19 protein-coding genes are annotated in these 23,347 nt (G+C 71.0%); 5 read left to right on the plus strand and 14 right to left on the minus strand.

Annotated elements, in window-relative coordinates:
- Positions 1 to 137 precede the first annotated feature (137 nt).
- From adh to xylB, 6 genes are all read right to left on the minus strand, one after another.
- The gene (adh, locus tag ACFPQ9_RS30675; protein WP_380860549.1) at positions 138 to 1,661 is read right to left on the minus strand and encodes an aldehyde dehydrogenase; all 1,524 of its coding nucleotides are present in this window, start codon (positions 1,659 to 1,661) and stop codon (positions 138 to 140) included.
- A gap of 307 nt (positions 1,662 to 1,968) precedes the next feature.
- Positions 1,969 to 3,246: a GAF domain-containing protein gene (locus tag ACFPQ9_RS30680; protein WP_380860552.1), complete on the minus strand. Its 1,278-nt coding sequence runs from the start codon at positions 3,244 to 3,246 to the stop codon at positions 1,969 to 1,971.
- A gap of 294 nt (positions 3,247 to 3,540) precedes the next feature.
- On the minus strand, positions 3,541 to 4,140 hold the full coding sequence (locus tag ACFPQ9_RS30685; RefSeq protein ID WP_380860555.1) for an N-acetylmuramoyl-L-alanine amidase: 600 nt from the start codon (positions 4,138 to 4,140) through the stop codon (positions 3,541 to 3,543).
- Positions 4,141 to 4,179: 39 nt separating this feature from the next.
- On the minus strand, positions 4,180 to 5,190 hold the full coding sequence (locus ACFPQ9_RS30690) for an acetamidase/formamidase family protein (RefSeq protein ID WP_380860558.1): 1,011 nt from the start codon (positions 5,188 to 5,190) through the stop codon (positions 4,180 to 4,182).
- A gap of 420 nt (positions 5,191 to 5,610) precedes the next feature.
- The gene (locus tag ACFPQ9_RS30695) at positions 5,611 to 6,819 is read right to left on the minus strand and encodes an ROK family protein (RefSeq protein ID WP_380860562.1); all 1,209 of its coding nucleotides are present in this window, start codon (positions 6,817 to 6,819) and stop codon (positions 5,611 to 5,613) included.
- A 14-nt stretch (positions 6,820 to 6,833) separates the two neighbouring features.
- Entirely contained in the window at positions 6,834 to 8,279 is a 1,446-nt protein-coding gene (xylB, locus tag ACFPQ9_RS30700; RefSeq protein ID WP_380860565.1) for a xylulokinase, read from the minus strand.
- 170 nt (positions 8,280 to 8,449) lie between these two features.
- Between xylB and xylA the strand changes: the two genes are divergently transcribed.
- Together xylA and ACFPQ9_RS30710 are read left to right on the plus strand one after the other, a co-directional pair.
- Positions 8,450 to 9,616: a xylose isomerase gene (gene xylA / locus ACFPQ9_RS30705; protein ID WP_380860568.1), complete on the plus strand. Its 1,167-nt coding sequence runs from the start codon at positions 8,450 to 8,452 to the stop codon at positions 9,614 to 9,616.
- Between the two features lie 544 nt (positions 9,617 to 10,160).
- Positions 10,161 to 10,427, plus strand: a complete 267-nt coding sequence (locus ACFPQ9_RS30710; protein WP_380860571.1) for a hypothetical protein — start codon at positions 10,161 to 10,163, stop codon at positions 10,425 to 10,427.
- Positions 10,428 to 10,560: 133 nt separating this feature from the next.
- Here ACFPQ9_RS30710 and ACFPQ9_RS30715 read toward each other — a convergent pair whose 3' ends face one another.
- From ACFPQ9_RS30715 to ACFPQ9_RS30725, 3 genes are all read right to left on the minus strand, one after another.
- A complete protein-coding gene (locus tag ACFPQ9_RS30715) occupies positions 10,561 to 11,907 on the minus strand; it encodes an esterase-like activity of phytase family protein (RefSeq protein WP_380860574.1) in 1,347 nt (448 codons plus the stop codon).
- A gap of 307 nt (positions 11,908 to 12,214) precedes the next feature.
- Positions 12,215 to 13,507: an SWIM zinc finger family protein gene (locus tag ACFPQ9_RS30720; RefSeq protein ID WP_380860577.1), complete on the minus strand. Its 1,293-nt coding sequence runs from the start codon at positions 13,505 to 13,507 to the stop codon at positions 12,215 to 12,217.
- A complete protein-coding gene (locus tag ACFPQ9_RS30725; RefSeq protein WP_380860580.1) occupies positions 13,504 to 16,356 on the minus strand; it encodes a DEAD/DEAH box helicase in 2,853 nt (950 codons plus the stop codon). Before ACFPQ9_RS30725 ends, ACFPQ9_RS30720 begins: the two co-directional genes overlap by 4 nt.
- 346 nt (positions 16,357 to 16,702) lie before the next feature.
- Between ACFPQ9_RS30725 and ACFPQ9_RS30730 the strand changes: the two genes are divergently transcribed.
- Positions 16,703 to 16,885 carry a hypothetical protein gene (locus tag ACFPQ9_RS30730; protein ID WP_030047209.1) on the plus strand — a complete coding sequence of 61 codons (183 nt, stop codon included), beginning with the start codon at positions 16,703 to 16,705 and terminating at the stop codon, positions 16,883 to 16,885.
- Positions 16,886 to 16,888: 3 nt separating this feature from the next.
- Here ACFPQ9_RS30730 and ACFPQ9_RS30735 read toward each other — a convergent pair whose 3' ends face one another.
- The 4 genes from ACFPQ9_RS30735 to ACFPQ9_RS30750 all read right to left on the minus strand — a co-directional run bounded on the left by ACFPQ9_RS30735 (position 16,889) and on the right by ACFPQ9_RS30750 (position 20,822).
- Complete coding sequence (locus ACFPQ9_RS30735) at positions 16,889 to 18,283, minus strand: tannase/feruloyl esterase family alpha/beta hydrolase (RefSeq protein ID WP_380860584.1); 1,395 nt, start codon at positions 18,281 to 18,283, stop codon at positions 16,889 to 16,891.
- Positions 18,284 to 18,612: 329 nt separating this feature from the next.
- Positions 18,613 to 19,638, minus strand: coding sequence for a hypothetical protein (locus ACFPQ9_RS30740; RefSeq protein WP_380860587.1), 1,026 nt, complete (start codon positions 19,636 to 19,638; stop codon positions 18,613 to 18,615).
- Between the two features lie 137 nt (positions 19,639 to 19,775).
- Entirely contained in the window at positions 19,776 to 20,096 is a 321-nt protein-coding gene (locus ACFPQ9_RS30745) for a hypothetical protein (protein ID WP_380860590.1), read from the minus strand.
- A gap of 201 nt (positions 20,097 to 20,297) precedes the next feature.
- Positions 20,298 to 20,822, minus strand: coding sequence for a PadR family transcriptional regulator (locus tag ACFPQ9_RS30750; protein ID WP_380860592.1), 525 nt, complete (start codon positions 20,820 to 20,822; stop codon positions 20,298 to 20,300).
- A 178-nt stretch (positions 20,823 to 21,000) separates the two neighbouring features.
- Here ACFPQ9_RS30750 and ACFPQ9_RS30755 point away from each other — a divergent pair, with 178 nt between their 5' ends.
- Positions 21,001 to 21,756, plus strand: coding sequence for an alpha/beta fold hydrolase (locus ACFPQ9_RS30755; protein ID WP_380860595.1), 756 nt, complete (start codon positions 21,001 to 21,003; stop codon positions 21,754 to 21,756).
- Between the two features lie 10 nt (positions 21,757 to 21,766).
- On the opposite strand, the gene ACFPQ9_RS30760 is transcribed toward ACFPQ9_RS30755, so the two are convergent.
- Positions 21,767 to 22,375, minus strand: coding sequence for a class I SAM-dependent methyltransferase (locus ACFPQ9_RS30760; RefSeq protein ID WP_380860598.1), 609 nt, complete (start codon positions 22,373 to 22,375; stop codon positions 21,767 to 21,769).
- Positions 22,376 to 22,518: 143 nt separating this feature from the next.
- Here ACFPQ9_RS30760 and ACFPQ9_RS30765 point away from each other — a divergent pair, with 143 nt between their 5' ends.
- The gene (locus tag ACFPQ9_RS30765; RefSeq protein ID WP_380860601.1) at positions 22,519 to 23,292 is read left to right on the plus strand and encodes an MHYT domain-containing protein; all 774 of its coding nucleotides are present in this window, start codon (positions 22,519 to 22,521) and stop codon (positions 23,290 to 23,292) included.
- Positions 23,293 to 23,347 lie beyond the last annotated feature (55 nt).

The raw sequence follows: 23,347 nt of genomic DNA on the forward strand, positions 1-23,347 counted from the left end.
CCCTACTGGATTCGAGGTCGACCGCATCAGCGATCAGGGACACCAAGGAATCTAGGTAGGGAGTGCGGGCCGCCCCAGGCATTTCAACGGAGCGTGAAACACCGCGAGTTCGCCCTCCGGGCAACCGATGTCAGGCTCTAGAAGAAACCGAGTTTCTTCGGGCTGTAGGAACAAAGAAGGTTCTTGGTCTGCTGGTAGTGCTCCAGCATCATCTTGTGCGTCTCACGCCCGATGCCCGACCCCTTGTAGCCGCCGAACGCCGCGTGCGCCGGGTACGCGTGATAGCAGTTCGTCCACACACGGCCCGCCTGGATCGCTCGGCCCGCGCGGTACGCGGTGTTGATGTCCCGAGTCCAGACACCCGCCCCGAGCCCGTACAGCGTGTCGTTGGCGATCTTGATGGCGTCGTCGAAGTCGTCGAAGGACGTCACCGAGACGACCGGGCCGAAGATCTCCTCCTGGAAGATCCGCATACGGTTGTCGCCCTCGAAGATCGTCGGCTGGACGTAGTAGCCGCCCTTCAACTCGCCGTCGTGATCGATGCGTTCGCCGCCCGTGAGGACCCTGGCGCCCTCCTGCCGGCCGATGTCGAGGTAGGAGAGGATCTTCTCCAACTGGTCGTTGGACGCCTGCGCGCCGATCATGGTGTCCGTGTCGAGCGGGTGACCGGTCTTGATCTGCTCGGTACGGGCGACCGCCGCTTCCATGAACTCGGCGTAGCTGCCCCGCTGGACCAGCGCCCGGGACGGGCACGTACACACTTCGCCCTGGTTGAGCGCGAACATCGTGAAGCCTTCGAGCGCCTTGTCCCGGAAGTCGTCGTTCGCCGCCCAGACGTCGTCGAAGAAGATGTTCGGGGACTTGCCACCGAGTTCGAGGGTGACCGGAGTGATGTTCTCCGAGGCGTACTGCATGATCAGCCGGCCGGTCGTGGTCTCCCCGGTGAACGCCACTTTGGCCACCCGGGGGCTGGACGCCAGCGGCTTGCCCGCCTCCACGCCGAAGCCGTTGACGATGTTGAGAACGCCCGGCGGCAGCAGGTCGGAGACCAGGCTCAGCCAGTAGTGGATGGACGCCGGCGTCTGCTCGGCCGGCTTGAGGACGACCGCGTTGCCCGCGGCCAGCGCCGGCGCGAGCTTCCACGTCGCCATGAGGATCGGGAAGTTCCACGGGATGATCTGCGCCACCACGCCCAACGGCTCGTGGAAGTGATACGCCACCGTGTCGTCGTCGACCTCGCCGAGCGAACCCTCCTGCGCCCTGATCGCGCCCGCGAAGTAGCGGAAGTGGTCGATGGCCAGCGGGATGTCCGCCGCCAGCGTCTCCCGCACCGGCTTGCCGTTCTCCCAGCTCTCGGCGACCGCCAGCTTGTCCAGGTTCGCCTCCATCCGGTCGGCGATCTTCAGCAGGATGTCGGCCCGCGCGGTCACCGACGTCCGGCCCCACGCGGGGGCGGCCGCGTGCGCCGCGTCCAACGCACGCTCCACGTCCTCCGCCGTGCCCCGCGCGATCTCGGTGAACGGCTGCCCGTTCACCGGCGTCGGGTTCTCGAAGTACTGCCCCCGGATCGGCGGCACGTACTCACCGCCGATGAAGTGGTCGTAGCGCGCCTGGTAGGAGACGATCGCGCCCTCGGTGCCGGGCGCCGCGTAACGGGTCATGCTGCTCTGCCTCCCGAAGAAGCGCTGCCCGCCGTTGGGCAGCTCTCCGCGCGAGGCTAGGGACCGCGAGGTTGCAAGTACGTTGCGCGCGGGCCGGGGGTCATAAAGGCAACACGAGGATATACAGGAGCATATGGGAACACTCGAGGACGCACGAGGACGCACGAGGACGCACGAGGACACGCGAGGACGCACGAGGACACGCGAGGACACGCGAGGACACGCGAGGACACGCGAGGACACGCGAGGACACGCGAGGACACGCGAGGACGCACGAGGGCGACACGGGGACAAGTGGTCTCCGGGGTCAGCGTGCCGTGCGGCGCTCCCGGGCGGGCTGTGCCGTGAGCTCGCACTCCAGCGCGGCCAGCCTCGACCGCACCGCCGACGTCGGACGCACCGCGGCGAGCGCCCGCCATACGTCCAGGTCGTCCTCGCCCCATGGCGCGTGCGCCCAGTCCGCCAGCAGATCGGGATCCCGGCGGGCGATCAACGCCGTACGCAGACCGTCGGCCAAGAGCCGTCTGAGCCGCACCACCGCCGGCGCCTGGGAGCCGGGCAGCAGCGGACCCGCGTACGCGGCGGCCGCGGCCGTGATCGCACCCGTCTCCAGACGGCGCTCCACGACCGACACGTCCGACTCGACCGGCACCGTCAGCCGGTACGGCCTCGACCCGAGCAGTCCGGGGCCGAGCGTCCGGCGCAGACGCGCCAGTTCGGCTCGCAGGGTCACCGGTGTCACCGACTCGTCCTCGTACAACGCGCACAGCAACTCGTCACCGGTCAGCCCCTCAGGATGACGGGCCAGCAGCACGAGGATCTCGCTGTGCCGACGACTGAGCCTGACCCTACGGCCACCGATGAGCAGCATCGCCTCGTCACGGCCCAGCGCGGACAGCTCGGGCGTGTCCGCGGCGGGCAACTGCGGGGCGAGCAGAGCCAGATGGGACTCCGCCGCACGTGCCACCGCCTGCACGAACCCCAGGCTGTGCGGATGCGCGAGCCCGTCACCACCGGTGATGTCCACCGCCCCGAGCACCCGCCCGGTCCGCGGATCGTGCACCGGCGCAGCCGCACAGGTCCAGGGCTGCACCCGGCGGATGAAGTGCTCGGCCGCGAACACCTGCACCGGCCGGTCCACGGCGACCGCCGTCCCCGGCGCGTTCGTCCCGACCGCGCTCTCCGCCCACCTGGCACCGGGCACGAAGTTCATCCGCCCCGCGCTGCGCCGCGTCATCGGATGGCCTTCGACCCAGAGCAGTCTGCCGTGCTCGTCGCACACCGCGAGCAGATGCTCCCCGTCGGCGGCGAACGTGCCCATCAGTTCCCGGAACAGCGGCATCACCCGCGCCAACGGATGCTCCGCGCGATACGCGCCGAGGTCGCCGTCCGCCAGCTCCACGGACGCCGTCCCGTCCGGACCGACACCGGCTCGCGCGGAACGCCGCCACGAGTCGGCCACCACGGCACGCACCGGCTGCGGCACGGTGCCCACCTCGGTGAACGTCTCATGCGCACGGCGCAACGCCCGTACGCGCTCGGCGGGGTCGGCCCCCGGTTCGAGAGCCACCCACGGATCGGTCAAGTCGGCCTCCCCGGAAAGCAATGCGGCTGGGGACATCGTCACTCCGGGTACGCGAACGGACAACCTTTTCGACCGGGGTCACCCGAACGATGGGTCCATCCCTCCGGCACGACGTGGTTCCTCCGAGGCCCGCCGGGCCGCACAGGTCCGAGCCTGCCCGCGTCGGGCCGCATAAGGCCGGAGCCTGCCCGCCGTCAGGCCGCACCAGGCTGAGTCAGCCGCGTGACGCCGCGACGAGGCCAGGGAGTGGCCGGGGGGCAGGCGGTGTAGGGGATCGGTGGCCCGGATGCCGTCTCAGGCCGAGTTGACCATGCGTATGTAGCGCGACCAGTCCCAGTGCGGCCCGGGATCGGTGTGGTCCGTGCCCGGCACCTCGTAGTGCCCGATGATGTGCCGACGGTCCATCGGAATCCCGTACTTGGCGCAGATCGCCGCCGTGAGCCCGGCCGACTCCTCGTACAGGGCGTCGGTGAAGTATTCGGGCCGGTCCACCCAGCCCTCGTGCTCGATGCCGACGCTGCGCGTGTTGTGCTCCCAGCCGCCCGCATGCCAGGCGATGTCGGCTTCACGCACGCACTGCGCGATGTGCCCGTCGGCCGACCGCACGACGTAGTGGGCGGACACCTGCTTGGCCGGGTTCTGGAAGACGGACAGGGTCTTCGTGAACGCGGTCTGTGTCACGTGGATGATCACCTGCTCGACGGAGTGGGTCGTGGGGCGGTTCGCCACCGTGTAGTTGGCGGTGCTCGCCGGCTGCCACTCGGCACCGTGATGGTCGGGTGCCGGCACCTGCGTACCGGATCGCGGGCGTGGGAGCAGGGCGTACGGGACGGCGGCGAGGGCGGTGCCCTGGAGGAGCCGGCGTCGGCTGGGGCGGGGCCGTGCGAGTTCCAAGGAGAGAGGTGCCTTTCAGAGGTGAGGTCGGCCGGGAGGTCAGCGCAGAGCCGCCGCCGTCTCCCGCAGTTGCGCATGCACGCCGCGGTGCGTCTCGCGCCCGGGCAGCCACTCCTTGCGGATCTTGGCCACGCACGTGTAGTTGGTGTCGCACACGTTGGCCAGCGGTGACTCGACGGCCTGGGTCGCGAACTGGTACGCGTCCAGATCACTGAACCCGTAGTCGCGCACCAGCCACTGCACCAGGTCGAGCTGGGATATCCGGAACGCGTCCTCCAGCGGCCGCGCCGAACCCGTCGAGATGATGTGGGTGTCCGACTCGATACGAGGCCATGGTGTGGCGAGCCCCTTGAGCAGCTCGACGATCACCACGGTGTTCATCGCGCACTCGACCGCGACCCCGCAGGTCTCGCCCTCTCCCTGCCGGGCGTGCCCGTCGCCGAGGCTGAGCAGCGCGCCCTCGACGTTCACCCCGAGGTAGCAGGTGACGCCCGCCCGCATCTCCGGGGTGTCCATGTTTCCGCCGTGTGCGTCGGGCACCAGCGCCGAACGCACCTCCAGATTGGCGGGCGCGACTCCGACGGTGCCGTGCATCGGGTCCATGGGCAGCTCGACCTCGATGTCGTTGTCGTGCGCCCGGAACTGCGCCGTACGCCGGGTCCGGTCGAGCTGCCAGATCCAGACGGTCTCCGGCAGGGGAGGCTGGAGCGTGGCCGTGGTGTGCGTCGAGGTGAGCGCGCCGAACAGAGGGACCGTGGTCGACGCGGCCCAGTCCCGGGCCGGTTCGATCGACACGAAGTGCACGGCGACCGTGTCACCCGGCTCCGCGCCCTCGATGTGGAAGGGCCCCGTCTGCGGGTTGAGGTAGGGGAATTCGCATACCTCCGACACCAAGTCCTTCTCCGAGCGCACTCGCCCGGCGAAGCAGTCCTCCGTGTACAGGTCGAGGACCGTACCGGGCACGATGTGCGCCACCGGCGGTGCGCCACCGAACGTCCAGGCGTACTCGCCGGGCTCGGGTCGCACGGTCAGGATCCGCGGGGTGCTCATCGCTGCGTTGCTCCGTTCTGGGGAAGGGCGGTGGGGAAGGGGTAGCGGTGACCGACGTCATGTGCTGGTCGTGCTGATGCGGCGGCACCCCAGGCGAATGGCCGAGACCACCTGTGCGTATCTCGACGCCTCCTCGATCCCCTCATTCACGCTGATGCGCCCCGCGTCGTCGTGACACGATGCTGCGCCTCGCGTGAATCACGGTACGGCGCCGCCGGGTTGGGCAGAAGAGCGCGCCGGGAACCCGTGGACAACCGCGGGATTGTGGATAACTCGCTCCCTCACATGAGTGAACTCGCCCTGGAATCAGTCCCGTTCGATGGTGGAAACGGGAACCGAAACGGGAACCTGCCGCGGCCACACGTCCGGCCCCCTGGGCTCAGCCCGCACCCCTATGGGGCGCACCCGGCTTCCGCGGGATCAGGCCCGCTCCGCCACCACCACCGGATCGTCCAGCACCCCTCGCACCACGGAATGCGCCGCCCCCAGCAACGGCCCCTCGGGACCCAGCCGGGACACGGACACCGGACACGCCGGCCCCGCCGTGCGCCGGTCCAACTCGGCCTCCAGAGACGGCAGCAACCAGGGCGCGAGCCCGGCCAGCGCTCCGCCCAGCACCACGCTCTCGGGGTCCAGCAGATTGACCGCGCCGGTCAGCGCGATTCCGAGCGCCGTTCCCGCGTCCCGCAGCGCGCGCCGTACGTCCTCGTCGCCCTCCGCGGCACGCCCGGCCAGCAGCCCGACGCGGTCCTCACCGGGTTCCAGCCCGGCCGCGCGCAGCACCGCCTCCTCACCGGCGTACTGCTCCAGACAACCGCGTCCTCCGCACGGGCACTCGGGGCCGTACGGCTCGACCGGCACATGGCCCAGCTCGCCCGCGAAACCACGCGTTCCACGCAGCAGGCCTCCGTCCACCACGACCGCCGCACCGATGCCGATCTCCGCCGACACATGCAGGAAGTCACGCGGGGTGCCGTCGCCGAGCCAGAGCTCGGCGAGCGCGCCGAAGTCGGCCTCGTTGCCCACGGTCAGCGGAAAGTCCGCCGGGAGCAGATCGGCCAGGTCCGTGTCGCGCCAGTCGAGGTTGGGGGCGCGGACGACCGTGCGGGTGTCGCGCGCCACCAGACCCGGCACGGCGACCGCCAGTCCGGCGGGCCACAGCCCTTCGCGTTCGGCCTCGGCGACGACCTTGCGCACGAGCGCGGCGAGTTCTTCCGTCACGGGTTCGGGCGCACGGCCCCGGTTCGCGCCGTGCCGTATCGCCCTGGCCCGCACCTCGCCCCGCAGATCGACCGCGCACACGGCGAGATGGTCGACGCCGATCTCCGCGCCTATCCCCGCCGGGCCGTGCCCGCTGACGGCGAGCGCCGACCCGGGACGGCCCACCCGGCCGGGCCGCTCGGGACCGAGCTCCTCCAGCAGCCCCGAGCGGATCAGTTCGTCGACGAGGGTGGACACCGCAGCACGCGTCAGCCCGATGCGGGAGGCGACGGCGGCGCGGGACAGCGGCCCCTCGGCGCTGACGGTGTGCATCACCCGGGCGAGATTGCGGCGGCGCATGCCCTGCTGCGTGTTGGGCAGTGCGCGCCCGGCACCGGTCGGGTGGGCCTCGTGCAGCGGTGCGGTCATGCCTCCGTCAGTCCTCAATGAGCCTCGGCACCCCGCTCCAGCAACGGGGCCGCGTCGGAGAGTACCCCGCTGATCCTGGCCAGCGTGTCCTCGTCCCGCTCCACCGCGTCGAGCACCGGCCCGCGCGTGGTGTTCCAGCGCCGGGCCACCGAGGCCGGATCCTCACCGGTCAGCAGGCCGGCCGCCTGGGCGGCGGCACCGAGCGCGACCAGTTCCTTCGCCTCGGGAACCTGTACCGGGCGCCCCGACAACCGTCGTACGGTCTGCTGCCAGGCCGTGCCGCGGGCGCCGCCGCCGATCAGCAGCAGCGGGGCCGAGCGGTCCGCGTCCTCGTCCAGGACCAGGTCGAGCGCGCCGAGCAGGGCGTGCACGGCACCGTCGTAGGCGGCCTGGAGGAGCTGACCCGCGGTCGTGTCGTGACGCAGGCCGTGCAGGATGCCGGTGGCGTTCGGCAGGTTCGGTGTGCGCTCGCCGTCCAGGTAAGGCAGGAGTGTGAGGCCGGTGGTGGGTTCCACGGCCTCGCGGTCGAGGCCCAGCAGGGTCGCCAGGCGATCGACGGCGAGCGTGCAGTTCAGGGTGCAGGCCAGCGGCAGCCAGTCGCCGTGCGCGTCGGCGAAGCCCGCCACGGTGCCGGTCGGGTCGGCCGGGCGCCGCCGGGACACCGCGTAAACCGTGCCCGACGTGCCCAGACTCAGCACGGGCGTGCCGGGACGCAGCCCGAGGCCGAGCGCGGCGGCCGCGTTGTCCCCGGTGCCGGGTGCGACGAGGGTGCCCTTGGAGAACGGCAGGTCATGGCTGTCGCGCACCGTGCCCGCGACTTCACCGGGCCGGACCACCCGGGGCAGGATCGCCGGGTCGAGCCCCACATGGGCGAGGATCTCCTCGTCGTACGCCTCCGTCCCGGACGCCCACCAGCCCGTACCGGAGGCGTCGCCGCGGTCGGTGGTGCCCTGCCCGGTGAGGCGTTCGGTGAGGTAGTCGTGGGGGAGACGTACGGCCTTGGTGGCGAGGACCGCGTCCGGCTCGTTCTCCGCCAGCCAGGCCCACTTCGTGACGGTGAAGGAGGCGGCAGGAACCGAGCCCGTGCGCTCGGCCCAGAACTTCGCGCCGCCCAGTTCCTCCGTCAGCCGACGGGCCTGCGGCGCCGAGCGCACGTCGTTCCAGAGCAGCGCGGGGCGCACCGGCTCGCCCCGGTCGTCCAATGTGACCAGGCCGTGCTGCTGACCGCCGATCGACACCGCGGCGGCCTCGCGCGCGGCGTCGCCGCACTGGCGCAGTGCCTCGCACAGGGCGTCCCACCACTGACGCGGATCGCTCTCCCGGCCGGCCCCGGAGGACACCGTGTGCGCTGCCTGGCCGCCGGCGACGACCTGACCGGTCGATGCGTCGACGACCAGCGCCTTTGTGGACTGGGTGGACGTGTCCACGCCGACGACGAGCGGACCCTCGGCTGCTGACATCGGGTTCTCCCTTTTCCGCGGGCTCTGCGGGACGTAGCGATCATGCGACAGGGCGTGAGTGACGAAGACATCGAGTGACAAGGACATCTTGTCTCTTCCCAGAGATGCGACCGCATACTAATTTGTAAACGGCCATGACGAAATAGTCGGATGCAGCAAGGAGCCGCGGCATGAGCTACCAGCCCACCCCCGAGGACAGGTTCACCTTCGGCCTGTGGACCGTCGGCTGGCAGGGACGGGACCCCTTCGGCGACGCCACCCGCCGTGCCCTCGACCCGGTCGAGACGGTGCAGCGCCTGGCGGAGCTCGGCGCCCACGGCGTCACGTTCCACGACGACGATCTGATCCCCTTCGGGTCCTCCGACACCGAGCGCGAGGCGCACATCAAGCGCTTCCGTGAGGCGCTCGACGCGACCGGCATGACCGTGCCGATGGCCACCACCAACCTCTTCACGCACCCCGTCTTCAAGGACGGCGCGTTCACCGCCAACGACCGCGACGTGCGCCGCTACGCCCTGCGCAAGACCATCCGCAACATCGACCTGGCGGCCGAGCTGGGGGCCAGGACATACGTCGCCTGGGGCGGCCGCGAGGGCGCGGAGTCAGGCGCCGCCAAGGACGTGCGCTCGGCTCTCGACCGCATGAAGGAGGCCTTCGACCTCCTCGGCGAGTACGTCGTCTCCCAGGGCTACGACCTGCGCTTCGCCATCGAGCCCAAGCCGAACGAGCCGCGCGGCGACATCCTGCTGCCCACGGTCGGCCACGCGCTGGCGTTCATCGAGCGCCTGGAGCGCCCCGAGCTGTACGGCGTCAACCCGGAGGTCGGTCACGAGCAGATGGCGGGACTCAACTTCCCGCACGGCATCGCACAGGCGCTGTGGGCGGGCAAGCTCTTCCACATCGACCTCAATGGCCAGTCCGGCATCAAGTACGACCAGGACCTGCGCTTCGGCGCCGGCGACCTGCGTGCCGCCTTCTGGCTGGTCGACCTGCTGGAGAGCGCCGGATACGCCGGCCCGCGTCACTTCGACTTCAAGCCGCCGCGGACCGAGGACCTCGACGGCGTGTGGGCCTCGGCCGCGGGCTGCATGCGCAACTACCTTATCCTGAAGGAGCGCGCGGCCGCGTTCCGTGCGGACCGTGAGGTCCAGGAGGCCCTGCTGGCGTCGCGGCTGAGCGAGCTGGTGCAGCCGACCGCGGCCGACGGCCTCAAGGCGCTGCTCGCGGACCGCACGGCCTTCGAGGAGTTCGACGTCGAGGCCGCCGCCGCGCGCGGGATGGCCTTCGAGCGCCTCGACCAGCTGGCGATGGACCACCTGCTGGGCGCCCGCGGCTGAGCGGACGTAGGCGTGACCACCCGCGGCTGAGTCGACGTACGAGTGCCCGGCCGCGGCTGAGCCGATGTACGCGTGCCCCGGCTGCGGCTGCGGCTGCCCACGCACGCGTGCTCGCCAGCGGCCGGGATGACGTGGTTGCCCGACCGTGTGTGACCGGAGGTCGTCAGACCCGGTCACACACGGAACGGCACGAAGATCGGCCTCCGTGTGGAATGTTTCGGAATCATGCCGTCCATGGCATGGACCGGTATTAACTCCCGCGTGGGGGTCGCGTCCTGACCCCTGCGACGGGACGCTGGTCGTTATGGCCATGCCGCCCGTACCCCCTCAGCCGCCAGGACCGCCGGGTGACACGCCGCCTCAGGGCGGCGGCTACGGACCACCGTCCGCCGGCTACGGACCACCCCCTCCCGGCGGCTACGGCCCCCCTCCCGGAAACGGTGGCCCGCCTTCATACGACGGCTGGCCGCCTCCCGAACCACCTTACGGGGGCGGCGGACCGGGGCGGCGGCGCAATCCCCTCTTCATCCTGATCGCCGCGATCGTGGCTGTAGGAGTCGTCGTGGCCGTGGTCCTGGTGGCCTCGGGCAGCGACGACTCGCCCGACGGCAATCCGCCTGCCGGGAGCAGCACGAGCGGCTCGCCCAAGCCCTCCTTCAGCATCCCGACCGAACTGCCCACCAAGCTGCCGAGCGAACTGCCGACGTCACTGCCGTCGGGCTTCCCCACCGACCTCCCGAGCGATTTCCCGAGCGACCTTCCGAGTGGTCTGGAGTCGCTGCTTCCATCGCTGGCGGACGGCCTGACGTAGGGCATGGAAAGGGGAGCGGCACGCGTGCGTACCGCTCCCCGACGGCCACGCACGCGTGCCGCTTCCCACCAGGTGCCCCTGAGCCGGCCGTCAGATGCCGGCCGTCAGCTGCCGGCCTTCAATTGCGGACCCTTCAGATGCCGTGCGGCAGGCGCACGTAGATCACGGACGTCTCGATGCCGCTGTCGACCAGCCGGCCCTGAGCGTCGAACGCACCCGTGCCGTCCGTCATCCCGAAGTCGTTGTCGTTGATCAGGGCGAGCGTGTCGCGGTCCACGCGCGCGATGCCCTCGATCTTCCCGGGCACACCGGAGACCTTGCCCAGGTCGACGACCAGCCGCTTGGACAGGACCGGCACGCCCGAGGCCGCCGGGTCGTCGAGCTGCTCGAGGGACGGTGACGTCGTGTCGTCGTCCCAGCGGCCGCCGAGGATGTCTGCCGCACGGTCCAGACGCACCAGCTGGAGCCGCGCGGCCTTGTCGGTGCGCTCTTCGACCAGCAGCCGGTTCCCGCCGACGGCCACGACCGACGAGATCTTCAGCTCGGAGGTGTCGTCCTCGCTCGGGTCCACCACGTTCACCGGGTCGAAGCGGTACACGTACTCCGCGGTGACGGCCTGCTTCTTCGGCGAGAAACGCAGCAGCCGCGTGGTGCGGGACGTCTCACCGGCATCCGTGTCCGGCAGCGAGAGGGGGCTCTGCACGGCCATCACCAGGTCGCCGCACGGCAGTTGGGCGAGCCCCTCGAAGCCGCGGTTGCTCTTCCGGTGCAGCAGCACGGAGGGCAACGCCTCCACGACCCGGTAGCCCGCGCCGGTGAGGCCGAGCCCCTTCGGCACATACCGCGTGAGGACCTTCCCACGCGCGGACACGTGCACGAGGGAGGGCCCGTACTCGTCGACGAGCCAGAAACTCCCGTCGGCGGCCCGGACGATGCCTTCGGTGTCCAGACCGCTCGGGTTGTACGTCAGAGGATTCCTCGCGTCATAGGTGTACGGCGCCTCGTCGCGCCCCTCCTGGTTCGACAGCCCGGTGACGGGCTTCCCGGAAGCCGTCGTGATCGGTATCGCGCCCAGCACCTTCACGGTGTCGCCCGTCACCCGGATCTTCACGATCGCCGGGTCGAAGCCCGGCACGGGGAAGGTACGACGCTTGGTGCCGTCCACCTTGATCTGGCCGTTCGGGCCGCGGTCGGTGACCGTCCAGAACTCACCCTTGCGGCCTGCCGGGTAGATGTCACTGCCTATGCCACCCAGGTTCACGCCCCGGTCGTTGTCCACGCTGCCGGGCAGCAGAGCGTTGCTGAACGTGCCGAGCGGGATGCCGCCGAGCGTCGCCGTACGCACGACATGCGCGTCGCCGTGCCTGTCCCCGGCACCGACGGCGGGTCCGGCGGCCACGAGCGCCGCGATCACGGCCAGAGGTACGCCTCCGGCGACGAAACGGTGGGCGCGGCTCCGGACTGTGGCGTGCGGGGACATTCGGGCCTCCTGAGGACCAAGTTCGCTGACAGCGGCCAGATTTGGAGCCCGCGCGGAACGCCGTACGACCAAAGGGTGAACGCGGAACGACGGGCACTCGTCGAGCCGATGCCGCCACCCGTCAGGCGAACTTGGCCCCATACAGGCCCGTTCGCCCGACGCGACGGCGCAGGCAGGGTGCGGGCGATGGTCGCGGCTGCCCCGCCCCGGGGATTGCCCGCTCTGTGTCCCTCCGCAGGCCCGCAGCCGGCCAGGTCGGCGGGTTGTGGCGCCCGCCTGCCAAGGGCGACGGCGACGCGCTGCTGCCCTACGCCTGCTCCTCGTCCGCGAGCCGCACCGAGGCCAGCGCCGTGGCCGGATCCTGCGCCGGACCTCCTGCGGGCGCCCAGCGGCCCCGTTCCTTGCGGTACGGCCACCAGCGTCCGTCCCGGGCGAGGCGCAGTTGCCCGGGAGCACCCACGACCGTCCACCGGTTGCCCTTCGCTCGCAGGGGCGGCCGTTCTTCCTCGTCCCAGGCCGATTCCAGGGCGGCACGCGCGCGTGCCAGCGTTTCGCCCTCCACGGCCCACTCCTCGTCGAGCACGGACAGTGCGGCGACACCTCCGAGCCGCCAGGCTCGGACGGCGATCGCCAGCCCCTCCCGGCTGCGTCCCGAACCGTCGGCCAGCCGCTCTGCCACGCTCGCCATGGGAGCTCCGGAAACGAGGCGCACCACGTCCTCGCTATGCCTCAACTCGGCTTCGGCGAGGTGCGGTTCAGTATCCGTCCGCACGGCCTCCGCGAGCAGACGGTGTGCTTCTACGGCCGTGCAGGCAGCCAGGAATTCCAGCGCGCCCGGGTCGACGCCGGGTTCGGCGGGCGTCTCGGTGTCCAGGGACGGCGGCGTTCCCGGCCCGGCGGGCAGCTCGGGGAGTGCGGGCAACGGCGGCAGGATGTCGCCCATCGCATACGCCTCCGCGGCATCCACGCCGTCCGGGTCGGACCGTACGGATCGATCGGCCGGCTCGGGTCGGCCGGTGACGGTCGCGGCGCTGCGTGCCTGGAGGCCGTCCAGGAGGTCGCGTTCACCTCGTCCGCGCATCAGCAGCAGGACGAAGGGGTCCTGGTCCAACAGCCGTGCCACCTGGTAGCAGAGGGCCGCTGTGTGCCCGCAGTGGTCCCAGGCATCGCAACCGCACTCCGGCTCCAGATCGCCCAGCCCGGGCAGCAGTTCGATGCCGGTGGCCGCCGCGTCCTCCACCAGGTGCGTCGGCATTTCGCGGTCCAGCAGGGCGGCGACGTGCCCGGCCCGCTCCACGGCCATGCTCAGGAAGCGGTCCCACTGGTCCGCGGTCAACTCCTCCAGCAGCACGTCGGCCCGGTGCGCCGTACGGTCACGACCCTGCACCACGGCCGTGATGCGTCCCGGGCGCACGGACACCGCCCCGACCGCTCCGGCGCGCGCGAGACCGCGGCCGGCCTTGAGCTGGCCGGAGTCCAGCGCGGTGTCCTCCAGTGCCTTCAGCCAGGCCTGTCCCCACCACGTCTGCGCGAAACCCCTCCCGCGCGCGGGCGGCAACGCGGCGAACGTCCGCTCCGAGTCACCGTCGTACCGAGTCATCGAGTGCCCCCTCGCAGTTCCACCAGATCGGCCAGTTCCGCGTCCGTCAGCTCCGTGAGCGCGGCCTCGCCCGCGCCGAGCACCGCGTCGGCCAGTTCCCGCTTGCGGTTCAGCATGTCGGCGATGCGGTCCTCGATCGTTCCCTCCGCGATCAGCCGGTGCACCTGCACGGGCCGGGTCTGGCCGATGCGGTACGCGCGGTCGGTGGCCTGCGCCTCCACGGCGGGGTTCCACCAGCGGTCGTAGTGCACGACGTGTTCCGCGCGGGTGAGGTTGAGACCCGTGCCCGCCGCCTTCAACGACAGCAGGAAGACGGGCACTTCACCGTCCTGAAAACGCCGCACGAGGGCCTCGCGTTCGGCCACGGGTGTGCCTCCGTGCAAGAACTGCGAGGGTACGCCCCGGGCCGCCAGGTGCTGTTCGATGAGGCGTCCCATCTGCACGTACTGCGTGAAGACCAACACGCTCGCCTCCTCGGCGAGGATGGTGTCGAGCAGTTCGTCCAGCAGTTCCAGCTTCCCCGAGCGGTCGGCGATTCTCGGCCGCTCCTCCTTGAGGTACTGCGCCGGGTGGTTGCAGATCTGCTTCAGGCCCGTCAGGAGCTTCACGATCAGACCGCGCCGGGCCATGCTGTCCGCTTCGGCGATCTCGGCGAGCGTCTCGCGGACCACCGCCTCGTACAGACCCGCCTGTTCCACGGTGAGGGACACGGCGCGGTCGGTCTCCGTCTTCGGCGGCAGCTCCGGCGCGATGCCCGGGTCCGACTTGCGCCGTCGCAGCAGGAACGGGCGTACGAGCCGGGCGAGCCGCTCGCCGGCGGCCGGGTCCTGCCCGCCCTCGACCGCCTGGGCGTAGCGCGTTCGGAAGGTGCCGAGGCGGCCCAGCAGACCCGGGGTCGTCCAGTCGAGGATCGCCCACAGTTCGGACAGGTTGTTCTCGACCGGAGTGCCGGTGAGCGCCACGCGTGCGCGTGCGCCGATCGAACGCAGCTCCCGGGCAGTCGAGGAGTAGGGGTTCTTCACATGCTGGGCCTCGTCCGCCACCACCATGCCCCACGGCACTTCCGCCAGCCGGGGCGCGTCCAGGCGCATCGTGCCGTACGTCGTGAGCACGAACTCCCCGTCAGCCACGGAGTCCAGGTCGCGCCGAGATCCGTGGAAGCGGCGCACGCGCGTGCCGGGCGCGAACTTCTCGATCTCGCGCTGCCAGTTGCCCATCAGGGACGTCGGACACACCACCAGCGTGGGACCGGCGGACGAGGCGTCGGACTGCCGGTGGAGGTGCAGGGCGATCAACGTGATCGTCTTGCCGAGGCCCATGTCGTCGGCCAGACAGCAGCCCAGGCCCAGGGACGTCATCCGGGCCAGCCAGCTCAGACCCCGTCGCTGGTAGTCGCGCAACGTGGCCGCGAGCGCGGCCGGCTGGTCCACCGGCTCCTGCCCCTCGGGGTCGTCCAGGCGCTCGCGCAGAGCCGCCAGCCAGCCCGTGGGCCGGACCTCGACCTGATGGCCGTCCACCTCGGTGGAGCCCGTCAGCGCGGCGCCTAGCGCGTCGATGGGCGTCACCTTCTGGTCCTGCTGCGCGCGGGCCCGACGCACCTCCTGTGGGTCGACGACGACCCACTGATCCCGCAGCCGCACGACGGGCCGGTTCGCTTCCGCCAGCCGGTCCAGCTCGTCGCGGGTGAGTCGCTGGTCACCCAGCGCGAACCACCAGTCGAAGGCGAGGAGCGCGTCGGCGGACAGGAAGGACGGCGTGTCCGAGGAAAGCTTGCCCGGCGCCGACTCCTCGTCCGGCGGACCGATCACCGCGCGGGCGGTCAGATTGCGTGCCAGCTGCTTCGGCCAGTGCACGTCCACGCCTGCCGCGGTGAGAGCTCGGGCGCCCGCACCCAAGAGGTCGGTCACCTCCTCATCGGCGAGTTCCACGGAATCCGGCACGGCCGCCGAGAGCAGTGGCGTCAGCGGAACCCAGGCGCGTGCCGCGCGGCGCAGCGCCAGCAAGGCGTCCATCTGTGCCCGTGGGCCGAAGGCGTCGGATTCCGCCCACACGTCGGCGGCGTCCGCGACCAGCGTCGGGTCACTCACGCTGTGCACCTGGAGCACCGCCCGGAACGACAGAGCGGTGTCCTCATGTGTCGCCTCGGCGAGCCCGGGGACCTCGAGCCGCAGGGAGAGCCGTACGCCCGCGTCGTGGCCGGCGGCGACGTCGGCGGCCCACGCGCGCAGCGCGGGCGCGTGCTGCGGCTCCTGTGCCGCGTAGGCGGGCCCACCCGTCACGAGCTCGGCCGCGGGGGAGCGGGGGAGTGCGTCGGCGACCGCGTCCAGGAAGGCCCGCAGCAGCCGCTCCGGATCAGGCAGCCTCAAGGGCTCCGCGCCCTCCAGCGGCACCGCGTGCGCTTCGGGCGGCATGGCGGCGGCGAGAGCGCGGACGCGTTCCACGTCCTCCGGCCGCAAGGGACCGGCCCGCCAGGCGTCGAGGTCACCCGGCGAGAGGCCCGGCAACAGCAGCCCACGCGCCACGAATTGCAGGGCCAGCACAGTGGCGGAGCCCCAGAAGAGCCCCGCCCGGGGCGCCTGCGCCGCGGTACGCGCACGCGTGAGGACCGGCAGCGCGGCACGCACCGGCAGCAGAACGGCCGGCACGCTCACCAGCTCCACGCCGTCCTCACGGGGCAGGACGACGTCCAGCTCCTCGACGGATCCCGACGCGACGAGTGGAACAGCGCCGCCGTCGGCCCGCCAGAAGGCGACCCGGCCGGTGCGCGCCGGATCGCCGGGTACGAAGACTGCACAACAACAGGCCAGTTCGGAGAGCTCGGACGATGTCGCCTCGGGAAGCCTGGGCACAGTTCTGCTGTACTCCTCAAATTTGACTACTCGGATTGGAGTGGTCGAGGGTACAGCACTCGACGCTCCACACGGAGCGCAGATCGTGTGACCTGGGTCATGCTTGTTCGGCTGGGTATTTCTCCTGTGCGGAGTCCGAGGTGCCGGCCGAGCGTGGTCCTGGGCGTCGGCCGTGTGCAGCACGGCTCGTCGACCGTGTGCCGACCGCATCTCGGCCGTCCCGGGACCTCGGCGACCAGTAGGGGCCACACCTCAGGGTCGTCTCAGGGTCGCGGCTCGGAACTGCCGGGAGCGCGGACCCGTTTTCAGGACAGAGAGCGGCAGTGGCCGCGAAGGAGGCGACGCTATGTCGAAGAACGCGAAGATCGCCGCGGGAGGTGTGGCGGCCGGCCTGATCCTGCTGATCTGGCTGCCGTGGTGGGCCGCGCTCCTGATAGTCCTGGGAGTCCCGGCCGCCGCTTACCTCACGCTCGACCCGTCACAGCGGCGCAGGCTGCGCCGAGTCTCGCGCAAGGAGCTGGGCCGCTGACGATCACCCGGCCGCCGGCGTGACAGGGGCGGACAGTGTGCATGAGTTGAGTACATCGCCGCTCGCGGGCCTGCCTACGGTGTGGTCCGCGGGCGGTCGCGTACCTCGCTCCACCCAGGAGACCAGCGTGTCGAACGCCGACCGGTAGCAGGGCAGGATCGGCCGGAGCCGGTCCGGGTAGGTCTCGTACAGCCCGTCGATGTGCGTGCCGCCCGCGATCGTGTAGTACCGGTGCAGCGGGCCCCGCGCGCTCGCGTCGATCATGCGCGCGTACACGTCCGAGTCACCCGCTTTCGGCAGCAGTGTGTCCAGATCGCCGTGCAGCGTGATGAGCGGTCGGCCGATACGCCCGGTCAGCGCGACACGGTCCACGGCACGGTGGACGGACGCGGGGCGCGACGTGTAGTCGTACGCGGCGTCGGTTGCGCACGGCGCCAGGATCTGGGCCGGGGTGGTTCCGGCAGTCGGGCCGGGGCAGCCGGGGTCGTACGAGGGGTCGAATTCGGCGCGGTAGATCTTCTGCGTGACTCCCCAGTAGGCCTGCTCGTGGTACGGCCACAGGAACTCGGAGCCACGCGCGAAGCCGACCGCATACAGGTCCTCGTCCCGAGCGGAGCCGAGCATGCGAGCCACTGCCGTCGGCAGGGAGGTGAGCAGGCTGGGGCCGTCCGCTGTCCACAGGGCGCCCTCCCAGTCCACCCCGCCGTCGTACAGCTCGGGATGGTTCTCGAGCTGCCAGCGCGTCAGGTACCCGCCGTTGGAGATGCCGGTCATGTAGGTGCGACGGGGGGCGTGCCCGTAGCGCTGGGCCACCGCCTTGCGAGCGGCACGGGTGAGCTGGGTGGTCCTCGCGTTCCACTCGGCGACCGCGTCACCGGGCAGTTTGCCGTCCCGGTAGAAGTCGGCGCCGCTGTTGCCCTTGTCCGTCGCGGCGTAGGCGTAGCCCAGGGCGAGCACCTGGTCGGAGATCGCCGAGTCCGTGGAGTACTGCTTGCGGGTGCCGGGGGCCCCGGTGACGACCAGCCCGCCGTTCCACCGGTCCGGCAGCCGGATCACGAACTGCGCGTCGTGCCGCCAGCCGTGGGTGGCGTTGAACCGAGAGGAGTCGGGGAAGTAGCCGTCGATCTGGATCCCGGGAACCCCCGTCGGGGTTTGGGTGCCCCGCGCCGTCAGCCCGGCCTGGTCGGTCATATCGGTGTAGGAGGTGCCGGCCAGTGCGGTTGTCGTCAGATCCGGGAGACAGGCGCTCTGCTGGAGGGCCGCGCCGGGCACCCGCACCCGGTCCTGATGCGTGCAGTGCTGCCCGCCAACTGCCTTGGCCAATGCGGGAGTCGGCCCGCTGACGGCGGCGGCGAGCAGCGTGGCGGCGACGAACGGAACAGCCCGGGACAGGCGCATGGGGCCTCCTGGCAGAAGGGAGACGGACATCGGAGACAGCGAAACCGCGAAAGCTGCCTCATGGTGCGTGTCCGTCTCCGCGTCAGCCATGGGTTGGGCCCACATGGAACACGGCCTTCAGGTGGGGTCTCGGGACAGGGGGCCGAGAACGCTCGCTGGGCGCTCTGATGCTCGCCGGGCGCCGAGGTTGCCGCGGTCGTCGCCGGATGTCGCCGGGACCGCCGGGTCGTCGGCGACGCCCGCGTCGCTGCTGTTCCTCAAGGGCCTTCAAGCCGAGGGGCACGCACCCGCCCCTGGGTGCGTGCCCCATGCACGGGTTGAGTGCGGGCTCAGAGCGGGCGTACGGCCATCTTGTCGAGAGCTTCCAAGAGGCCGGGCAGCTCCGGTCCGCGGCCGACAGGGAGGACCTCGCCGGGTTCGTCGTCCAGGAGCACGAACGCGATGTCGTCGGTCCTGGCGACGAGCGACCAGCCGGGGCCGTCCGCACGCAGTGTCCGCGCATCGCCCGGGGCGAAGGAGGACCGGACACGGCCGAGGGGCGGCGGGGACTCGACGTAGGCGCGTGCCTCTGCGAGGACCCGCAGGATGCCGCTGTGGCCGCCTTGCCTCTCGGCCTGCCCGCTCCCGGTGCGTTCGTCCGGTTCGCCTGCTTCGGCGCCGGCGGGATGCTCGCCCGCGCTGACGCTGTCGCTGTCGCCCGGGCCCGTGCCGGCGTCCTTGCTCGTGCTCTCGCTCTCGTCCTTGGCCCCGGCGGCACCGGATGCACCGTCCGCCGCTGGCGAACCACCCGCCTCCGACGAATCACCTGCCGCCGACACATCACCGGCCGTCGCCGCACCGCCCGGCGTGGCGAACTCGGTGTCGTCGATCTGCTCGCGCCAGGTCGCCCATTGCAGCGCGATCTCGTCGGCGCCCAGGCGTCGCTGTGCCGGCCCCCACACGCTCGTGTCCGGCGGGGTGAGCGGCGGACCCTCCGCGATCTCGGGGTCGGGGTCGTGCGGCGGCGGCACATTGGGCGCGGCGACGGCCACGGCGAGGGGCCAGCCGGGCAGGGCGGCGACGACCGTACGTTCGTCGGGTGACAGGTCGTATTCCATGCCGCAGTCCCAGGACGCGATGGCGACGGCAACCAGGGAGACGTCGTCGATGACGACGGTCCACCGGGCACCGTCGCCGTCCTGACCGAGGACCAGGCCGTAGCCGTCGGCGAGCGGCGCGAGGTCGAGCGCCGCGCAGGCCTCCGGATAGTCGTCGCCCAGCACGCTCGGGAACTTCGCCGGCGTCAGCAGCACCGCCGTGAGCACGTAGAGCGCATCGTCCGCGGCGGCGACGGCCTCCTCATCCGTCCCGGCCATCCCAGCCTCCCCATCGGTTCGTCCATCGGCGCGCACCCTAGTGCGACCGGAAGCCCCTTGTCACGACTCCCAGGCACACCCGGAGCTGCAGTTTTCCGTCCGGACGGGGCGAAACGACCGTGATTTTGCCAACGCTGTCAGGCCGCCGGGAGCCCGAGAAGGGACCGGGCCACGGTCTGCGGTGACTCGTCGCGCTCCCGGGCGAGCGCGATGACGGCCCGGCACGCCAGCTCGTTCACCCCGAACGACAGTGCCTCCGGGGACACCCAGCCGGCCGCCTCGTCGATCTGATCCTGGTCGTCCTCCGCGCAGGCCGACACGTAGACGGCGGCGGCCTCGAACAGGTTGTGCGGTTGCCTGCGAGGTTGCCTGCGCGGTTCCCTGTCCTGGCCCGTGTCCGGCTCCGCGCGAAAGGCGTGAAGGAATCTCACCCATGACTTGCGCACCCTGCCCCACATATTGACCACCTTCCCCCTCTTCGTGGTGCCATCGTTGATCGTTCATCTCATGCTATTCAACGTAGAGTTGGAGTCTCGACGGCAGAAGGGGGACGACGCGGTTAAGGGCTCGCAGCGGCTCGAATGCCGCGCGCGGGTGTCCGCCCCGATGGCCCTTCCGCGCTCGTGCGCCCCCGCGCGCCGCTGCGGTCCATCTCGCGCTCAGCCGTCGAGTGAGGCGATCGTTTCGCGCAGCCAAGTGAGCTCGGCCTGGGAAGTGGCCCGGGCGATGGTCAGAATGCCGCGCCGGAAGGGGTCGTCCAGCTCCTCGGCGCCCAGCGGTCGGTCGCCGTCGTAGAAGAAGCTCGCGGGCTCTTCCAGGAATGCCAGCCGGCGCCGCAGTACCGCGGACTGGGCGCCCGGGTCCTCCAGGTGCCGCAGGAAGGCGAGCACGGTGAACCAGCGGTTCTCGTCGCTGATGTCGCGAGGGCCGGGCTCGGCGAGCCTGCGGCGCAGTTCCCGTCGGCCGTCCTCCGTCGGCGTCAGCACATGACGCGGGGCGGCCACTGATCCGGGCTCCGTGGTCCGTGCCAGCAGGTCCGCCTTCTCCAGCCGCTTGATCGCGGGGTACAGCGTGCTCTCGGCGACCGGCTTCACGTGCCCGGTCAGCGCTGCGATGCGTTTGCGCAGCTCGTAGCCGTGCAGTGGGGTGTCGTAGAGGAAGCCGAGGATGGCGAGTTCAAGCATGCCCACATTGTGTCCCGGATCCGCTGTACATCTGGGGCCCGAGTACATCGAATCACTGATACATCGAGTACTTAATGCATCGCACTCTTGATACCTCGGACTCTTCATGCCTCGGACCCTTGATACCTCGATACCGATGTATATAGTCGTGTCTCGACAACGACTCCGAGGGGGCGCCATGAGGCAGGCCGATTTCGACGGCAAGGGCAGCTGTGTCCGGTGGACGGAGACGGAGGCGCCGGAGGAGGGGCCCGCGCGTGTCTACGTGCACGGACTGGGCTCGGTTTCCTCCGTGTACCACGCCCACATCGCGGCAAGGCCCGAACTGGCGCTCCGCCGGAGCCTGTTCGTCGACCTGCCTGGGCACGGCATCAGTGACCGGCCGCAGGACTTCGGTTACACCCTGGAGGACCACGCCGCTGCCCTGGCGGTGGCCCTGGACGCGGCGGGGGTGACGGATGCCGAGCTGATCGCGCACAGCATGGGCGGTTCCGTGGCCATCGTGCTCGCCGACCGCCGGCCCGACCTCGTCTCCCGGCTGGTCCTGACCGAGGCCAATCTCGACGCCTCGCCCCTGCCCGCCCCGGGAAGCGCATGGATCACTGCCTACGGCGAGGACGACTTCGTCGGCGGGGCCTACGCGCGCGTGCTGGAAGCGGTCGGGCCCCTGTGGGCGGCGACCATGCGGCTCACCGACCCGCGCGCCCTGTACCGCAGCGCCGTCGGGCTGAGGCTCGGTTCCGAGCCGATCATGCGCGACATCCTCGAAGGACTGTCGATCGACCGCCTCTACCTCCAGGGCGAGCTCAGCGGTGAACTCCCGGGCAGGGAGGCCCTGCAAACGGCAGGCGTGCGCGTGGTGACCGTGCCCGGCGCCGGCCACAACGTCATGTTCGACAACCCCGCCGCCTTCACTGCAGCCGTCGCCGGATGATCCCGAGCCGTCACGCCTCCCGGACGGCCAGTGCCAGGAAGCGGTCGTCCTCGTCGACGTACGACGTCATGCGCCACCCCGAACCGGCGAGCAGCGGCCGGAGATTGGGCTCCGCGCGCAGGTCCTCGGGCGTGATCTGCCGGCCCTGGCGTGCCGCGAGCGCTGCCCTGCCGATCGGGTGGAAGAGCGCGAGCGTGCCGCCGGGGCGCACCACGCGGGCCAGCTCCCGCAAGTTCTCGGCAGGGCAGGGCAGGTGCGCGATGAGGCCGGCGGCGAACACGGCGTCGAGTGACTCCGACCGCACCGGCAGGGCGGCCACGTCGGCGAGCACCAACTGTCCGTCCGTGCCTCGTCCGGCCCGTACCGCGGCTTGCAGCATGGCCGGGGTCAGATCGGCCCCCAGGACCACTCCCGTGGCCCCCACGGCGTCACGCAGCGGTGGCAGGGCGCGCCCGGTGCCGCAGCCCGCGTCGAGCACGCGAGCCCCCTCGCGCAAACCGAGCTCGGCGACCGCGGCCGCGTAGGCGGGCCCGTCGTCGGGGAACCGGCTGTCCCAGTCGGCGGCGCGGGCGGTGAAGAACTCCTGCACGTGTGTGTGGTCGTCGCTCATGCTCCGCATGATCCCTCACCGGCACGGATGACGCCGCTGTGCACACGTTCGAGCGTGACGCGGTCGTTCCGTTGCATCTCCACGTCATATTCCAACAGCTTTCGAAATGCGCCCCCTTCGTGCGCCCTTGCTCCGACTAGCGTCCCGGGGACATGGGACACCTGGACCATGCCGCCCTCGGCTGGCTGACCCCCGTGCTGTCGTATGTGATGGCCTGCACCGGCGCCGCACTCGGCCTGCGCTGCACCGTCCGCGCGCTGGGCGCCACCGGCCGCTCGCGCCGCAACTGGCTCGTCACCGCCGCCTCGGCGATCGGCACCGGCATCTGGACCATGCACTTCGTGGCCATGCTGGGCTTCAGCGTCAGCGGCACCGACATCCGCTACGACGTGCCGCTCACCATCCTGAGCCTGCTCGTCGCCATGCTCGTCGTCTGTGCCGGCGTCTTCGCCGTCGGCTACAGCCGTGACCGCGCCCGCGCGCTCTTCCTGGGCGGACTCACCACCGGGCTCGGCGTCGCGAGCATGCACTACCTGGGCATGGCGGCCGTACGACTCCACGGCGACGTCACTTACGACCCACTGCTCGTGGGGCTCTCCGTACTGATCGCTGTGGTCGCGGCGACGGCCGCGCTGTGGGCTGCGCTCAACATTAAGTCGCCCGTCGCCGTCACCATCGCCTCGTTGATCATGGGTGCCGCGGTCAGCAGCATGCACTACACCGGCATGTTCGCGGTCGGCGTCGACGTCACACCGTCCGACGAGGTCCTGCCCGGGGCCACGGCGATGCAGTTCATCTTCCCCCTCGCCGTAGGCCTCGGGTCCTACCTCTTCCTGACGTCCGCCTTTGTCGCGCTGTCACCCACCGCGGGTGAGCGCGAGGCATCCGCGTCGGCCCAGCGGTCGGCCGAGAGCGTCGTCGGCTAGCGCCGGATCCGGAACCGGCGAGGGCCCGGGATGCACGCCCCCGAACCACTTCAGA

Source organism: Streptomyces coerulescens (assembly GCF_042657965.1).
Taxonomy (GTDB): domain Bacteria; phylum Actinomycetota; class Actinomycetes; order Streptomycetales; family Streptomycetaceae; genus Streptomyces; species Streptomyces coerulescens.

Bases quoted from the DNA above. Each gene is read 5' to 3' on its own strand.
- adh (WP_380860549.1), bottom strand. From the start codon at position 1,661: ATGACCCGTTACGCGGCGCCCGGCACCGAGGGCGCGATCGTCTCCTAC.
- ACFPQ9_RS30690 (WP_380860558.1), bottom strand. From the start codon at position 5,190: ATGAGCACCCCGCGGATCCTGACCGTGCGACCCGAGCCCGGCGAGTAC.
- ACFPQ9_RS30695 (WP_380860562.1), bottom strand. From the start codon at position 6,819: ATGACCGCACCGCTGCACGAGGCCCACCCGACCGGTGCCGGGCGCGCA.
- xylB (WP_380860565.1), bottom strand. From the start codon at position 8,279: ATGTCAGCAGCCGAGGGTCCGCTCGTCGTCGGCGTGGACACGTCCACC.
- xylA (WP_380860568.1), top strand. From the start codon at position 8,450: ATGAGCTACCAGCCCACCCCCGAGGACAGGTTCACCTTCGGCCTGTGG.
- ACFPQ9_RS30715 (WP_380860574.1), bottom strand. From the start codon at position 11,907: ATGTCCCCGCACGCCACAGTCCGGAGCCGCGCCCACCGTTTCGTCGCC.
- ACFPQ9_RS30720 (WP_380860577.1), bottom strand. From the start codon at position 13,507: ATGACTCGGTACGACGGTGACTCGGAGCGGACGTTCGCCGCGTTGCCG.
- ACFPQ9_RS30730 (WP_030047209.1), top strand. From the start codon at position 16,703: ATGTCGAAGAACGCGAAGATCGCCGCGGGAGGTGTGGCGGCCGGCCTG.
- ACFPQ9_RS30735 (WP_380860584.1), bottom strand. From the start codon at position 18,283: ATGCGCCTGTCCCGGGCTGTTCCGTTCGTCGCCGCCACGCTGCTCGCC.
- ACFPQ9_RS30740 (WP_380860587.1), bottom strand. From the start codon at position 19,638: ATGGCCGGGACGGATGAGGAGGCCGTCGCCGCCGCGGACGATGCGCTC.
- ACFPQ9_RS30745 (WP_380860590.1), bottom strand. From the start codon at position 20,096: ATGTGGGGCAGGGTGCGCAAGTCATGGGTGAGATTCCTTCACGCCTTT.
- ACFPQ9_RS30750 (WP_380860592.1), bottom strand. From the start codon at position 20,822: ATGCTTGAACTCGCCATCCTCGGCTTCCTCTACGACACCCCACTGCAC.
- ACFPQ9_RS30755 (WP_380860595.1), top strand. From the start codon at position 21,001: ATGAGGCAGGCCGATTTCGACGGCAAGGGCAGCTGTGTCCGGTGGACG.
- ACFPQ9_RS30760 (WP_380860598.1), bottom strand. From the start codon at position 22,375: ATGCGGAGCATGAGCGACGACCACACACACGTGCAGGAGTTCTTCACC.
- ACFPQ9_RS30765 (WP_380860601.1), top strand. From the start codon at position 22,519: ATGGGACACCTGGACCATGCCGCCCTCGGCTGGCTGACCCCCGTGCTG.